Source organism: Salinivibrio socompensis S35, from assembly GCF_000513715.1.
In the GTDB taxonomy this organism is placed as follows: Bacteria; Pseudomonadota; Gammaproteobacteria; order Enterobacterales; family Vibrionaceae; genus Salinivibrio; species Salinivibrio socompensis.
Map to the genome: position 1 here is coordinate 1 of NZ_AQOD01000142.1, position 14,972 is coordinate 14,972.

At 51.0% G+C, this 14,972-nt stretch carries 9 protein-coding genes and 5 pseudogenes; 9 read left to right on the forward strand and 5 right to left on the reverse strand.

From position 1 onward, the window contains the following. Nucleotides 1-162: DNA-directed RNA polymerase subunit beta (locus tag DZ54_RS27570; protein ID WP_081721678.1), on the forward strand; the 162-nt coding region annotated here is incomplete at its 5' end. 83 nt (nucleotides 163-245) lie between these two features. Then, nucleotides 246-4,460: a DNA-directed RNA polymerase subunit beta' gene (gene rpoC / locus DZ54_RS0114550; RefSeq protein ID WP_025674865.1), complete on the forward strand. Its 4,215-nt coding sequence runs from the start codon at nucleotides 246-248 to the stop codon at nucleotides 4,458-4,460. Nucleotides 4,461-4,647: 187 nt separating this feature from the next. Here the strand turns inward: rpoC and rsd are convergent. After that, nucleotides 4,648-5,131: pseudogene (rsd, locus tag DZ54_RS26285) on the reverse strand (sigma D regulator). 145 nt (nucleotides 5,132-5,276) lie between these two features. Here rsd and nudC point away from each other — a divergent pair. Together nudC and hemE are read left to right on the forward strand one after the other, a co-directional pair. Continuing rightward, nucleotides 5,277-6,047: an NAD(+) diphosphatase gene (nudC, locus tag DZ54_RS0114560; protein ID WP_025674867.1), complete on the forward strand. Its 771-nt coding sequence runs from the start codon at nucleotides 5,277-5,279 to the stop codon at nucleotides 6,045-6,047. A 215-nt stretch (nucleotides 6,048-6,262) separates the two neighbouring features. Further along, nucleotides 6,263-7,325, forward strand: a pseudogene (hemE, locus tag DZ54_RS22140) (uroporphyrinogen decarboxylase). A gap of 32 nt (nucleotides 7,326-7,357) precedes the next feature. Here the strand turns inward: hemE and DZ54_RS0114575 are convergent. Then, a complete protein-coding gene (locus DZ54_RS0114575) occupies nucleotides 7,358-8,263 on the reverse strand; it encodes a D-2-hydroxyacid dehydrogenase (RefSeq protein WP_025674869.1) in 906 nt (301 codons plus the stop codon). A 90-nt stretch (nucleotides 8,264-8,353) separates the two neighbouring features. Here DZ54_RS0114575 and DZ54_RS0114580 point away from each other — a divergent pair, with 90 nt between their 5' ends. Then, nucleotides 8,354-8,944 (forward strand): YjaG family protein, encoded by a 591-nt coding sequence (locus DZ54_RS0114580; protein WP_025674871.1) that lies wholly within the window; start codon nucleotides 8,354-8,356, stop codon nucleotides 8,942-8,944. 62 nt (nucleotides 8,945-9,006) lie between these two features. Here the strand turns inward: DZ54_RS0114580 and DZ54_RS0114585 are convergent, their stop codons facing one another. Then, nucleotides 9,007-10,095, reverse strand: a complete 1,089-nt coding sequence (locus DZ54_RS0114585) for a CNNM domain-containing protein (protein ID WP_025674872.1) — start codon at nucleotides 10,093-10,095, stop codon at nucleotides 9,007-9,009. A gap of 224 nt (nucleotides 10,096-10,319) precedes the next feature. Here DZ54_RS0114585 and hupA point away from each other — a divergent pair, with 224 nt between their 5' ends. The 3 genes and pseudogenes from hupA to DZ54_RS0114600 all read left to right on the forward strand — a co-directional run. Continuing rightward, nucleotides 10,320-10,592: a nucleoid-associated protein HU-alpha gene (gene hupA, locus DZ54_RS0114590; protein ID WP_021024119.1), complete on the forward strand. Its 273-nt coding sequence runs from the start codon at nucleotides 10,320-10,322 to the stop codon at nucleotides 10,590-10,592. A 60-nt stretch (nucleotides 10,593-10,652) separates the two neighbouring features. Then, nucleotides 10,653-10,913 carry a hypothetical protein gene (locus tag DZ54_RS24945; RefSeq protein WP_025674875.1) on the forward strand — a complete coding sequence of 87 codons (261 nt, stop codon included), beginning with the start codon at nucleotides 10,653-10,655 and terminating at the stop codon, nucleotides 10,911-10,913. A gap of 17 nt (nucleotides 10,914-10,930) precedes the next feature. Further along, nucleotides 10,931-11,326 (forward strand): annotated as a pseudogene (locus DZ54_RS0114600) (DUF1481 domain-containing protein); the annotation flags it as partial. 97 nt (nucleotides 11,327-11,423) lie between these two features. Here DZ54_RS0114600 and purD read toward each other — a convergent pair. Next, a complete protein-coding gene (gene purD / locus DZ54_RS0114605) occupies nucleotides 11,424-12,719 on the reverse strand; it encodes a phosphoribosylamine--glycine ligase (protein WP_025674879.1) in 1,296 nt (431 codons plus the stop codon). A gap of 21 nt (nucleotides 12,720-12,740) precedes the next feature. Then, nucleotides 12,741-14,329 (reverse strand): annotated as a pseudogene (gene purH, locus DZ54_RS27575) (bifunctional phosphoribosylaminoimidazolecarboxamide formyltransferase/IMP cyclohydrolase). A gap of 275 nt (nucleotides 14,330-14,604) precedes the next feature. Here purH and DZ54_RS22150 point away from each other — a divergent pair. Then, a pseudogene (locus tag DZ54_RS22150) lies at nucleotides 14,605-14,814 on the forward strand (MerR family DNA-binding transcriptional regulator); the annotation flags it as partial. Nucleotides 14,815-14,972 lie beyond the last annotated feature (158 nt).

A 14,972-nucleotide genomic window follows, 5' to 3' on the forward strand; every position in this document is an offset into this window, starting at 1 on the left:
ATGCTCACCGTGAAGTCGGATGACGTTAATGGTCGTACTAAGATGTACAAAAATATCGTAGATGGCGATCATCGTATGGAGCCGGGCATGCCGGAATCTTTCAACGTATTGCTGAAAGAAATCCGCTCGTTGGGTATCAACATCGAGCTGGAAGACGAGTAAGCCTCGCGCTACTCTCTCCGGTAAGGATATGAAGGCGCTGCCTGTCAGCGCCTTTATGGGTCAACTCCTCACAGGAGCCGATTGTGAAAGACTTACTTAAGTTTCTGAAAGCACAGCACAAGACTGAAGAATTTGACTCGATCAAAATCGGTCTTGCCTCACCGGACATGATTCGTTCATGGTCGTTTGGTGAAGTGAAAAAGCCAGAAACCATCAATTACCGTACCTTTAAGCCTGAGCGTGACGGTTTGTTCTGTGCACGTATCTTTGGCCCGGTCAAAGACTATGAATGTCTTTGCGGTAAGTATAAGCGCCTCAAGCACCGCGGCGTCATTTGTGAAAAATGTGGCGTTGAAGTAACTCAGACTAAAGTACGCCGAGAGCGTATGGGTCATATTGAGCTTGCTTCTCCTGTTGCCCACATTTGGTTCCTGAAGTCGCTGCCATCGCGCATTGGCTTGTTGATGGACATGCCACTGCGTGACATCGAACGTGTGCTTTACTTTGAGTCGTATATTGTGATTGAGCCAGGCATGACCAGCCTAGAGCGCGGTCAGATGATGTCTGAAGAGCAATATTTAGATGCACTGGAAGAGTGGGGCGATGAATTTGACGCGCGCATGGGCGCAGAAGCGGTCAAAGCACTGCTAGCGAACATGGATCTGTCGGTTGAGACAGAGCAAATGCGTGAGCAACTCGAAGAGACCAACTCTGAAACCAAGCGTAAGAAGCTAAATAAGCGTCTTAAGTTGGTAGAATCGTTCTTGCAATCAGGGAATAACCCTGAGTGGATGATTTTGACCGTGCTGCCTGTGTTGCCGCCCGATCTGCGTCCATTGGTCCCGTTGGATGGCGGTCGTTTTGCGACCTCGGATCTCAATGATCTGTATCGCCGTGTGATCAACCGCAACAACCGCTTGAAACGCCTACTCGATCTCGCTGCGCCAGATATTATTGTGCGTAACGAAAAGCGTATGCTGCAAGAGTCTGTCGATGCCATGCTGGATAACGGTCGTCGTGGTCGTGCGATCACCGGCTCAAACAAGCGTCCGCTGAAATCACTGGCAGACATGATCAAAGGTAAGCAGGGTCGTTTTCGTCAAAACCTGCTGGGTAAACGTGTTGACTACTCTGGCCGTTCGGTGATTACCGTAGGTCCATACCTGCGTTTGCACCAGTGTGGCCTGCCAAAGAAAATGGCACTCGAGCTGTTCAAACCGTTTATTTATGGCAAGCTTGAGGCCCGTGGTTTGGCGACCACCATTAAAGCAGCTAAGAAGATGGTTGAGCGCGAAGAAGCGGTGGTATGGGATATTTTGGATGAAGTTATCCGCGAACATCCCGTCATGCTTAACCGTGCACCAACCCTTCACCGTTTGGGTATCCAAGCGTTTGAACCGGTACTGATCGAAGGTAAAGCGATCCAGCTACACCCATTAGTGTGTGCGGCTTATAACGCTGATTTCGATGGTGACCAAATGGCTGTTCACGTACCGCTAACGCTGGAAGCCCAGCTGGAAGCGCGTGCGTTGATGATGTCAACTAACAACATTCTGTCGCCAGCGTCGGGTGATCCTATCATTGTACCGTCACAGGACGTGGTACTGGGGTTATATTATATGACCCGTGAGAAGATCAACGGTAGAGGCGAAGGCATGTATCTGACAGGCCCAGGTGAAGCCGAAAAAGCCTATCGTATTGGTCATGCTGAACTGCACAGCCGTGTGAAAGTACGTATCAAGCAAATCGACATCGATGAGATGGGTACGCGCACGGAAAAAGTGTCCTTAGTAGACACCACTGTGGGCCGAGCAATGTTGTGGTCAATCGTCCCTGAAGGCTTGCCGTATGACTTGGTTAATCAGACTTTGGGTAAAAAGCAAATCTCTAACTTGCTCAACACCTGTTATCGTAAGCTGGGTCTGAAAGATACGGTTATCTTCGCGGACCAAATCATGTATACCGGCTTCGCTTACTCTGCTTTGTCAGGTACATCGGTGGGCATCAATGATATGGTCATCCCGCAAGCTAAATATGACTTGGTCAAATCTGCAGAGGCAGAAGTTGCTGAGATACAGGAACAATTCCAGTCAGGTCTTGTGACAGCGGGTGAGCGCTACAACAAAGTCATCGATATCTGGGCTGCCGCGAACGAGCAAGTTGCGAAAGCGATGATGGATAACCTGTCTACCGAGACAGTGATCAATCGTGATGGCGAAGAAGAAACGCAAACGTCATTTAATAGCGTTTACATGATGGCTGATTCGGGCGCACGTGGTTCTCCAGCGCAGATCCGTCAGCTGGCGGGTATGCGTGGTTTGATGGCGAAGCCGGATGGCTCAATCATTGAAACGCCAATCACGGCGAACTTCCGTGAAGGTCTGAACGTACTTCAGTACTTTATTTCTACGCACGGTGCCCGTAAGGGTCTGGCGGATACGGCATTGAAGACCGCGAACTCAGGTTACCTGACGCGTCGTCTGGTTGATGTCGCACAAGACGTGGTGGTGACCGAAACGGATTGTGGTACCGACGGTGGTATTCACATGATGGCGGTGATCGAAGGCGGTGACGTTAAAGAAGCCCTGCGTGAGCGTGTTCTGGGCCGTGTTGTGGCGGAAGATGTCTTGAAGCCTGGCTCGGAAGAAGTATTGGCTCCGCGCAACACCCTGTTGGATGAAAAATGGTGTGACATCCTTGAGCATCATTCGGTCGACAAAGTGAAAGTGCGCTCTGTGGTTACCTGTGAAACCGACTTTGGTTGTTGTGCCAATTGCTATGGTCGTGACTTGGCTCGTGGCCATCTGGTCAATCACGGTGAGTCTGTGGGTGTTATCGCCGCACAGTCTATCGGTGAGCCGGGTACACAGCTGACCATGCGTACCTTCCACATTGGTGGTGCAGCATCGCGTGCAGCGGCAGAAAACAACATCCAGGTGAAGAACAAAGGTTCGATGCACCTGCACAATGCCAAATCTGTGACCAACAGCGACGGTAAGCTCGTGATTACCTCGCGGGCAACAGAAATGACCATTGTTGATGAGTTTGGCCGGACTCAAGAAAATTACAAGGTGCCCTATGGTGCGGTTCTAGGTAAGAAAGATGGCGAGACCGTTAGTGCGGGAGATGTCGTCGCAAACTGGGATCCACACACCATGCCGATTATCACAGAAGTTGAAGGTCAACTTCGCTTTGTCGACATGGATGATGGCGTGACCATGCAACGTCAAACTGACGAGCTAACGGGCCTGTCATCGATTGTCGTGATGGATGCTGCCGAGCGTCCATCATCGGGTAAGGATAAGCGTCCCGCGGTTAAGCTGATTGATGCACAGGGTAACGATGTGATGGTGCCGGGAACAGACACCCCTGCACAATATTTCTTGCCAGGTAAAGCGATCGTGCAACTGGACGACGGTGCGAGCGTTGGCATTGGTGACACCCTGGCGCGTATCCCGCAAGAAAGCGGCGGTACCAAGGATATCACCGGTGGTCTGCCTCGTGTTGCTGATCTGTTTGAAGCGCGTAAGCCTAAAGAGCCAGCAATTTTGGCAGAGATCACTGGTACGGTGTCCTTCGGTAAAGAAACCAAAGGCAAGCGCCGTCTGATCATTACGCCAGAAGAAGGTAAAGCGTACGAAGAGATGATTCCGAAATGGCGTCAGCTCAACGTCTTCGAAGGTGAGAAAGTCGAGAAAGGTGATGTGATCGCAGATGGTCCGGAATCACCACACGACATCCTACGCCTGCGTGGTATCCATGCGGTGGCGGAGTATATCACCAACGAAGTCCAAGACGTTTACCGTCTGCAAGGTGTTAAGATCAACGATAAGCATATCGAGACGATTGTTCGTCAGATGCTGCGTAAGGTGACGATTAAGTCTGCGGGTGATACTACCTTCTTGGAAGGCGAGCAGGTCGAATACTCACGCGTCATGATTGCTAACCGCGATCTTGAAGCGGAAGGTAAGCAGCCAGCTACGTTTGGTCGTGATCTCTTGGGTATCACCAAAGCCTCGCTGGCGACTGAGTCATTTATCTCAGCGGCTTCGTTCCAAGAAACTACGCGTGTGCTGACAGAAGCAGCCGTGGCAGGTAAGCGTGATGACTTGCGTGGTCTGAAAGAAAACGTGATTGTGGGTCGTCTGATCCCAGCCGGTACTGGCTTCGCGTATCATAAAGACCGTCAAGCTAAGCGTGCAGAGCCAGAGCAGCCAGTCGCCCCTCAGGTCGATGCAGAACAAGCATCACAAGACCTAGCGGCGCTGCTTAATGCGGGCTTGAACGACGACAGCTAAGCGAGTTAGATAATTAGCGCGATAGGCTAAGTCGCATAAAAAGGCATCTCTTCGAGGTGCCTTTTGTTTTTATGCGCCATTTAGATCGTGTACTCGCGCACGCTATCGCGTGATAGGACGCCCAATAAAAAACGCCACCTCAAAAGACAAACGAGGTGGCGTTTTCATTAATACTAAGTGATGCGTCTTAAGCACCTGGGGGATGAGCCAGACTGTCTGCAATTAAACGAATTAAGCTGTCTTCCAACTCAAAACGTTGCTCAAGCCATTCACCAATCGCGGACATATCTTGATCGAAATCAGTGGCGTCATACTCTTCGTCGTCTAAGTCAACCGCACTGAATTTATCGTTAAAGTCCAACAGAGGCTCCGTCGTATCGACGATGCGATAATACAAATTATCCGTCTCTTTGGTAGCTGAGAAGCCTGTTGACTGCCAATGCTCCATGACCATGTTGTAGATCTTGAAGTGGCCGGTCGAGATATAGTCGACCAGGTGGTCACAAAAGTTATCGAGCTCCGCTTTGGTTGGGAGCGATTGCTTTTTTTGGCGGCCACGCCGGCGACATTGTAATATTCCACCAATAATTGGCGGCGTAGCTCAAGCAGTAATCAATTACCTCGTCGTAACCGCTCCATTGGGCTTTGGTACGTTCAAGTTGTCTCAGCATGATCGGTGTCCTCGTGATCGATCAGCGAATGAATGGCACTATAATAAGGCCGGCTGAAAATTAACGGGCTGCTCAATCCTTTGCATCACGTTATAAAACTAGATTGCCAGTATTCAAGTATAGCTGCAAGGCTAAGGAAGTGACCATGTCTCAGAATCAACAAGCGGTCTATGTATGCGCGATAGTGGAAGGAAAACTATGGCTGCCTAACGCGCAATTACCGTGTATGCCCTTGTCGCGTCTTTCTTTTTCGGCGTCAGATACCTTGGTTGTTGGACACTACCAAGGTGTCCCGGTGGTTGGTTTGTTCAATTGTAACTCGATGCTGCCAGTCGATGAACTCGCCGGGCTGCGAGATCTGCTCGCCCTCCTCCCCGCGCCGCTATTTGCACTGGTTGGACGCGTGGTACAGCTCGATGTGATGCGACAGCAACAAGCCTTTTGCGGTCGCTGTGGCCAGCGTGCTGGGTTTGATGTAAAGGCGGTTGCTATGTGGTGTGAACACTGCCACCGTTTTGATTATCCACGTGTATCGCCGTGTGTGATTGTTGCTGTGCGCGATGGCAAGCGTTTATTGCTTGCTCAACACCCTCGTCATAAAACGGGCATGTATACCGTGATTGCGGGGTTTGTCGAGCCTGGCGAAACGCTCGAGCAATGTGTGGCGCGAGAGGTCAAAGAAGAAACGGGCCTATCGGTAACAAATATTCGTTACATGGAAAGTCAGCCTTGGGCGTTTCCCTCTAATGTGATGATGGGATTTCTCGCCGATTATGCCGGAGGGGATGTAAAACCTGACTATGAGGAGCTCACCGACGCGCAATGGTTTGATATGGACCGATTACCGCCAGTGGCACCGGAAGGGACGATCGCACGTCGCTTAATCAACGCCAGTTGTGCTTTGGCGCGATCATAAAAAAACCCGGCCGTAGGGGAGCCGGGGTAAGATGCGAACATGTTGTCTTTCGTAGACCTATTGTTATAGCGTGTTTTTACCATGAGGTGAAATCATCAGCAATCCTTCATGGTCGTTGGGTGGCCGTTTTATGATCCTGTTAACAAAGCTTCGCTTTTGTTGCCATTTTACAGTGATACAATGACGGCCACTTTTGGCACACAGGTTTTAACACAATGACCGAATTGAAAAACGATCGTTATTTACGCGCCCTTTACAAGCAGCCGGTAGATTGCACGCCCGTGTGGATGATGCGCCAAGCAGGCCGTTATCTTCCTGAATATCGTGAGTTACGCGCGCAGGCGGGTGACTTTTTGTCGTTGTGTAAGAATGCTGAATTGGCCTGTGAGGTGACGATGCAGCCATTGCGTCGTTTTGATTTAGATGCCGCCATCTTATTCTCAGACATCCTCACTATTCCTGATGCCATGGGATTAGGACTGTACTTTGAGACGGGAGAAGGGCCAAAGTTTTCTCGCCCTATCACCTGTAAAGCGGATGTCGATAAAATCGGTATCCCAGATCCTGAGGGAGAGCTACAGTATGTGATGAATGCGGTGCGTACTATCCGCAAAGAATTAGCGGGTGACGTGCCCTTGATTGGCTTTTCTGGCAGCCCATGGACACTGGCAACTTACATGGTAGAAGGCGGCACCTCGAAAGCCTTTACCAAAATTAAAAAGATGATGTATGCCGAGCCACAAACACTGCATGCATTGCTCGATAAACTGGCTGATAGCGTGATCAGCTATTTGAATGCGCAGATCAAGGCAGGGGCACAGTCTGTGATGGTCTTTGATACGTGGGGTGGCGTGTTAACCCCACGAGACTACAATGACTTTTCTTTGCAGTATATGCAGAAAATTGTCGACGGTCTGATCCGAGAGCATGACGGGCGTCGTGTGCCTGTGACCTGTTCACCAAAATTGCGGGGATGTGGTTAGAGCATATTGCTGCCACAGGTTGTGACGGGGTCGGGCTTGATTGGACCATTAATATGGCGGACGCCAAAGCGCGAATTGGTGATAAAGTTGCCCTGCAAGGTAATATGGATCCGTCTATGTTATATGCCAGCCCAGAGCGAATTCGCCAAGAAGTCGCCACCATCCTAGAAGGGTTTGGGGAAGGCACAGGGCATGTATTTAATCTCGGCCATGGCATTCATTTGGATGTGCACCTGAGAATGCTGGCGTCTTTATTGATGCGGTGCATGAGCTCTCGCGCCCTTATCACGATTAGAAAAACACGCTCGCCGTCTGGCGAGCGTTTGTTTAATAGCCTTTGTTAAAATCAACTTGGTGAAAGAGAGGTTCGCCTGCGTACCAGCGGCGATAATTATCCGCAAATAGATCAAAAACCTGCTCAGGAAAACTGACGGCAGCAATATGTGGGGTAATGTGAATGCGAGGGTGCGTCCAAAAAGGATGCGCTTGAGGTAATGGCTCCTGCTGCATGACATCCAGTACGGCGACGCGCAGTTTTTTCTCGTCCAAGGCTTTTATGAGTGCGGGCTCATCGACCGTTGCCCCGCGGCCTACATTAATAAAGAAAAGATCTTGTGCGTATTGCCAAAAATCAGTATTTAAGCACTGCGCCGTCTCGGTCGTGGCGGGCAGTGTGCTGACTAACACATCGACGTCACTTAGCTGATTACGCAACGCGGTGAGCGTCAGTGTCTGCTCAAACCCATCAACGGGACGCCCATCTTGGTTGGTACCAAGCACTCTCATTCCAAAAGCGCGCGCCACAGTGGCAATATGCTGACCAATGGCCCCACTGCCGAGGATAGCCAGCGTTCTTCCACGCAGCGATGCATAGTCGTGTGGTTGCCAATGACGTTGCGCCTGCTGATCTGCATATTGAGTAATATGTCGCGTTTCATTGAGCAAATAGCCGAAGACATACTCGGCCATCAAGGCGCCAAAAATACCTCTGACATTGGTCAGCTGATAGTGTCGCTCACGAGCGTTAATAAGGGCGTCGACACCGGCGAAAGTTGATTGTAACCAGCGTAGCTGATCGGAATGGGGTAAAAGAGGAGCCGCCAGTGGCGGATCGGCGAGCCAGATGGTCGCTTGCTCGGGCTTATTCACGACGGTGAGCGCTGGCAATGCAGCGTTGTGCAGTAACCGGTGATAGGTCTCGGCATGCTCGCTGATAACGTAAATTTTATCCACAAAGGCTCCTTTTTATGCTGGGGGGAATCAAGTACACTGCCCCCATTAACGAGGGCATTTGTCCTTCCCGCTATTAAAGATCAATTGGCTATGTTACGAAACCCTTTACAACTGCGTTTGGAAAAATGTGAGAATTGGCAGCATATTAGTTTTATGGCTGCGCTGGTGGAGCGTATGGTACCCAACTATGCGCTTTTCTGTGCTCAAACAGAATTTGCCGACCCGCAAGCGTTTCGTAATATTCTTGATGCGGTATGGGAGTCGCAAACCGTCAAAACGGCCAAAATTGATTTTGAGCGCCAATTGGAAAAGCTCGAGCCATTGATCCCTGTGGCCGATGATGATGCCATCTATCTGACATATCCGGCGATTGATGCTTGTGTTGCATTATCCCAACTCCTTCATGCCCTGTTGGATCGTGATGAAATCTTGTCCATTACATTGAAAGTGTCTCAGCAATCCGTCCTCAGTGTCGCTCAGCTTGAAGAAGCACAAACCGGAGAGACGGTGACTGATGATAATCAAAAGTCATTTGAGACGGTGTGTGAGGAATGGGATGCCCAATGGGCAATCTTCCGTGTGCTTAAAAGTGCGGAAAGCCGCGATGTGGAAATGCTCAAAAGCATCCGGCAAGAGCTTCGCGAAGCGGGTGTGAGCAATCTAGGATTGCGTGCTGAGTAGGCGTTAACTGACTAAGCGTTAGCCAAAGTAAATTAAAAGGCGGCCTGGGCCGCCTTTGCTGATTATGACTCATCGGTATGTCGCTGTACCGGTGGCTCGTCATCATCTTGACTTTCAATCATATTGTGCTGCTTCTTCCAGGCATCCCAACGCTGATAAGCCAGTTGTTGCATGTCCGTCACGGTGTCCGCCTCGTCGATGATTTCTCTTCCGGTTAGGTACTCAAAAATATCTTCAAGCGTAATTATCCCTTGCACCGTGCCGTATTCGTCGACAATCATCGCTAACTGGGCGCGGCGAATCATTAATATATCAAAGGCCTGTAAAACCGTGTTACCGGGTAAGATCACCGCAAGTGGGCGCATCAAGTTTCCTAACCGGGTTTGTCCTGCGCCCTCGGTTTTGGCTTCATAGATATTGGATTTGTGAACAAACCCTAAAATATCGTCACGCTGCTCTCCGTAAACGAGGGGGCGGGAGAAAGGGCAGTCGCTGTGTTCTTCAAGAAAGGTATTTACATCCATGTCGGCAGGAATACGGAATAATACCGGGCGTGGCGTCATTAGCTGCGTGGCGGGCAGATCGCGTAACTTCAGCATATTATTGAGCATTTGCGTTTCATCTTCGCCCATTTCGCCACTTTCAGATGCCAGCATTGCCATCGCTGAAATTTCGTCGCGCAGTTTAACCTGAGTGGTATCCGCACTTAGGCGCTTAGTGATTTGTTCGGACAGCCAAACAAATGGCGTTAACGCCCAAACCATCCACTTTAGAACAATCGCTGCTCCTGGCGCTAATTGGGGCCAGAAATTGGCGCCAATCGTTTTAGGGATAATTTCTGACAGTAGTAAAATCGCCAGCGTAAGTACGGCGGAGAAAACGCCGACCCAAGCATCGCCAAATACATGAGCAGCTTGTGCGCCTGCACCGGCGGCTCCAACGGTATGCGCAATGGTATTCAGCGTCAGAATGGATGCGAGTGGCCGATCAATATCTTTTTTAAGCGCGTTGAGTCGCTCTGCGGCTGGGTGGCTTTGGTTCCTTAGGTTGGCAATATAGCTCGGTGTGATGCTCAACAAAATAGCTTCTAATACCGAACAGATAAAAGAAACGCCAATCGAAAGCGAAATAAAAAGGATCAGAATGAGCATAGATTTCCGAAGTTAAAAGTCTATCAACACCCTAAAGATCAGGCCATTGGCGGGCGTTTACAACCTTTCAACTGAGAAAAAACGCAACAAATTGATGAGATCGCGCTCAGTTTGTGGTTAAAGAGCCTCCATACAGCCACACAGAGCGCCACAAACCTTTGCCAGCCGGGCTTCTTTTGAATTAGAGTGACTTCGTCTCTAAAAAACCTAGAAGGGAAGACATAATGAACAAGACCCAACTGATCGACCTGATCGCAGAAAAAGCAGAACTTTCAAAAGCACAAGCGAAAACCGCTTTGGAAGCGACTTTAGGCGGTATTGAAGGCGCTTTGAAAGAAGGCGAGCAGGTACAACTGATTGGCTTCGGTACGTTTAAATTGAACCACCGTGCAGCACGCACCGGTCGCAACCCACAAACGGGTCAAGAAATTCAAATTGCGGCAGCAAACGTACCTGCGTTTGTCGCGGGTAAAGCGTTAAAAGACGCGGTTAAGTAAGCGTTACTGCTCATGTCGCCATAGCCTTCTCGCTATGGCGTTTTTGTATGTGGACTCGCGATGCGTTCTAAATTCTGGATAGTGGTGTTGATTGCCACATTAGTTGGGTGCTCGAGCGGTCAGCCTCCTAAACCAGTCACGTATATGACCGCCGTTTCTGCCGGCGACTATCGCGCTGTTTACTGGTTAGATAGTCAGCAGGGCCAGGTGATCGGCTTGGCCGAACAGGCGTGGCAGGGCGATTACGGTAGCTATCGTAGCGAATATGCTTGGCGAGATGGCAGTTTGCGTGCGATTAAACGGGAGGGCACACAACGGTAGGCGCAGCGTTAGTCCCGTTCTCTATCCACGTACGATTTGATGCCAGTGGTGAGCCTGTTTTTCAGCGCTATCAGCAAGATGAGACCCGGCTCCCCTTGAGCAGCGCGACACTGACCCGCCTCTATCAAGACGCCAATCAAATACAGCGGCAAGCACAGGCGCAACTGTCACGTGATGTGTCAGTATGGCAAGCGCTGCGCCAAGGTGACCGATGGATCGACTGTGGTGGTGATACCCTACGTTGGAGCTTTTCTGACACGATTGATCCCAGCGTCATCTCTCAGATAAGTCAGCCCGGAACCTTTGTGGTTGCAGGTGGCGATTCAGGCATTCTACGCGATAACGTCGACTTTCTTGTGTATGTTGACAATGAAAAAGCCTGTTTGCAGCGCCCACGCCTGCTTGATGAATAGCCGCTCAATGGATAGAAGCTCGATGAAATAAAAAATGCGCCTTGAGAGCGCATTTGTGTGTGAGCAACCTACTTTACGGGCAGGAACTGCCGTTATATTAGGTCGATGACTCTCTTTGTTCGCGTGATACCGCGCGGTGGGCGATGTCACTGCGATAAAAACACCCAGGCCAGTGGATAATGGCAGCGAGGGCGTCAGCGCCTTGTTTGGCAGCGGTTACCGTCTCTCCCAGTGCCGTTGCACAGAGTACACGTCCGCCAGATGTGACAATATCGCCGTTATTGAGCGCAGTACCGGCATGAAATACTTTGGCCCTATCGTCCTCTGAGGGTAAACCCGTGATTCGATCCCCTTTACGATACTCACCTGGATAACCGCCTGCGGCTAAAACCACGCCGACGGCGGCACGTGGATCCCATTGAGAATCGACGGTATTCAGGCGTCCCTCGGTACCCGCGAGGCAGAGATCAACTAAGTCAGATTGTAAACGCATCATGATGGGCTGGGTTTCTGGATCGCCAAAACGGCAGTTAAACTCGATGACTTTAGGCGTGCCATCGGCGCTGATCATGAGTCCTGCGTACAAAAAGCCGGTATAGGGTGCACCATCCGCATGCATCCCATTCACCGTGGGCATAATGACTTCATCCATCACGCGCTGGTGGATAGCATCGGTCACGACTGGGGCAGGAGAATAAGCCCCCATCCCGCCGGTATTGAGGCCAGTATCGCCTTCACCGACACGTTTGTGATCTTGGCTGGTGGCCATGGGTAGCACATGCTCACCGTCCACCATGACGATAAAGCTCGCTTCTTCGCCTTGCAGGAATTCTTCAATCACCACCCGGTGGCCCGCTTCACCAAATGCATTACCCGACAACATATCGCGCACTGCGTCGGTCGCTTCTTGCTCTGTCATCGCCACAATCACCCCTTTTCCAGCGGCGAGCCCATCGGCTTTGACCACAATCGGCGCCCCTTTCTCGGCGATGTACGCTAGGGCCGGGTCAACCTCGGCAAAGGTTTGGTAGTCGGCGGTGGGAATGCTGTGGCGGGCCAAAAAGTCTTTGCTGAAGGCTTTCGAGCCCTCAAGCTGCGCGGCGGCCTGTGTGGGGCCAAAGATGGGAAGGTCGTGCTCACGGAAGGCATCGACCACGCCCAAGACCAGTGGCGCCTCTGGGCCGACAATGGTCAAACTTATCTGTTGCTCACGCGCAAAGGCCAGCAACCCCTCGACGTCATCGGCAGCGATGGCAATGTTGCTCAACTTCGCCTCATGCGCGGTGCCTGCATTGCCCGGTGCGCAGTAAACGGTGTCGACTTTCGGTGACTGAGCGGTTTTCCACGCCAAGGCATGCTCGCGACCACCGCCGCCAATTACTAATACCTTCATGTTTTCTCCTTCATCGCCTGCTTAGTGGCGGAAATGACGCATACCGGTAAAGACCATCGCCATACCGTGCTCGTTGGCGGCTGCAATCACTTCTTCATCACGCATCGAACCACCCGGTTGGATCACACAGGTGATCCCGGCGTCTGCCGCGGCATCAATGCCGTCACGGAAAGGGAAGAAAGCGTCAGAGGCCATCACGCTGCCGGCCACTTCGAGGTTCTCGTCTGCGGCTTTAATACCGGCTATTTTCGCCGAGTAGACGCGGCTCATTTGGCCTGCACCCACGCCGATGGTCATGCTGTCTTTGGCATACACAATCGCGTTTGATTTCACGTATTTTGCCACTTTCCAGCAAAATAGCGCATCGTTCAGCTCTTTGTCTGTGGGCTGGCGCTCAGTGACAATGCGTAAATCGTCCAAGCTAACCATACCTTGGTCACGTGCTTGCACCAACAAACCACCGTTCACTCGCTTGCTGTCCCAACCCGTGGTGCGAGTTTGCCATTGACCACACTCCAGTAGACGGACGTTTTTCTTAGCGGCGACTGCGGCTTTGGCGGTCTCACTGACTTGCGGGGCAATGATCACTTCAACAAATTGACGCTCGACAATGGCTTGGGCGGTGTCGCCGTCCAATTCACGATTAAAGCGATAATGCCACCAAATGCGGAGGTAGGATCGGTTTGATAAGCGCGCTGATAGGCGCTGAGTAAGTCTTCACCAATCGCAACGCCACAAGGGTTGGCGTGTTTGACAATCACGCAGGCAGGTTGTTCGAACTCTTTTACACACTCTAGTGCGGCATCGGTGTCGGCGATATTGTTATAAGATAACGCCTTGCCCTGCAGCTGTGTGGCGGTGGCCACCGAGGCTTCTTGCGGATAGCTTCGGTATAAAAGGCGCCTGCCTGGTGGCTGTTCTCGCCATAGCGCATATCTTGTTTTTTCACCCAATGCTGGGTTCAGGGTGCGCGGGAACGGCGAGTCTTGGTTATCTTCTGCGTGGTGGTAGGCAGGCACTTGGGTGCCGAAGTAGTTGGCAATCATGGCATCGTAGGCCGCGGTGTGCTCAAACGCGGCAATCGCTAAGTCAAAGCGCGTGGTGTGTGTTAGAGATTGCTGGTGCTGATCCATCTCGGTGAGCACGCGATCATAGTCTTGGCTGTTCACCACAATGGTGACGTCTGCGTAGTTTTTCGCCGCTGAACGCACCATGGTTGGGCCGCCGATATCGATATTTTCGATGGCTTGCTCGCGTGTGCAGTCTGGGTTAGCGACGGTTTGTGCGAACGGATAGAGATTAACCACCACCATATCAATCGGTGCGATCTGATGGCTTTGCATTACTGCATCATCTTGACCGCGACGGCCCAAAATACCGCCGTGAATTTTCGGGTGGAGGGTTTTCACGCGGCCATCCATCATTTCGGGGAAGCCGGTATGCTCGGAGACTTCGGTGACCGCAAGGCCGTTTTCTGCGAGTAAACGGGCAGTACCGCCGGTTGATAGCAGTTCGACACCGCGTTGGGCGAGTGCTTGGGCAAACTCGACCACACCGGTTTTATCAGACACGCTGAGTAACGCGCGACGAATAGGACGCAGATTTTCCATGGCTTAGCTCTCTTCACTGACAGATTGAATGCTTATCAAAGCCCACCATGGATAACCGCATCGGTAAACTTTATTAAACCACCAATTGCCAAAGCGGCGCTATTCTATCTGATTTTATTTGCGCAATCGATTGCTATTTGCTGTTAGCAACACATTTGTCTCTTTTACATGGGCAGATAAATTTGAGTATGACCCGTGCTGGCCATTCCTATCAGCCTTTGCTACAAAGGGCATCATAGTGAATGGGGACAGCAATAGGAAAGTGTATGACCAAGTTGCTACAAATTGGTGAGCTTGCCAAACATTGCGGGGTATCAACCGATACACTGCGCTTTTATGAAAAGTCCGGTCTACTGGCCCCCAGTGCGCGTACTGACGGCGGATATCGCCTTTATGCTAACGACGCTATTAGCCAGGTGATGTTTATTCTACGTGGCAAAGAAATTGGGTTATCACTGGATGAGATCCATGAGCTGTCGGACATTTATTGAGCGACAATTACGGTGGCCGGTCTAGCGACAATTATCTTGGCCGGTTGGTCTGATAAGGTTCGGTACAGCAGAACGGAGGGAGTTCACTGTGCCGGGAACACGAATCACGGATCAACAGGTCACTATCTATATGACTCATAAGAAAMGAAATA

What these genes read in the sequence shown, in the direction of transcription:
- nudC (WP_025674867.1), top strand. Translation starts at nt 5,277, where the DNA reads ATGTCTCAGAATCAACAAGCGGTCTATGTATGCGCGATAGTGGAAGGA.
- DZ54_RS0114580 (WP_025674871.1), top strand. Translation starts at nt 8,354, where the DNA reads ATGTTACGAAACCCTTTACAACTGCGTTTGGAAAAATGTGAGAATTGG.
- DZ54_RS0114585 (WP_025674872.1), bottom strand. Translation starts at nt 10,095, where the DNA reads ATGCTCATTCTGATCCTTTTTATTTCGCTTTCGATTGGCGTTTCTTTT.
- hupA (WP_021024119.1), top strand. Translation starts at nt 10,320, where the DNA reads ATGAACAAGACCCAACTGATCGACCTGATCGCAGAAAAAGCAGAACTT.
- DZ54_RS24945 (WP_025674875.1), top strand. Translation starts at nt 10,653, where the DNA reads ATGCGTTCTAAATTCTGGATAGTGGTGTTGATTGCCACATTAGTTGGG.
- purD (WP_025674879.1), bottom strand. Translation starts at nt 12,719, where the DNA reads ATGAAGGTATTAGTAATTGGCGGCGGTGGTCGCGAGCATGCCTTGGCG.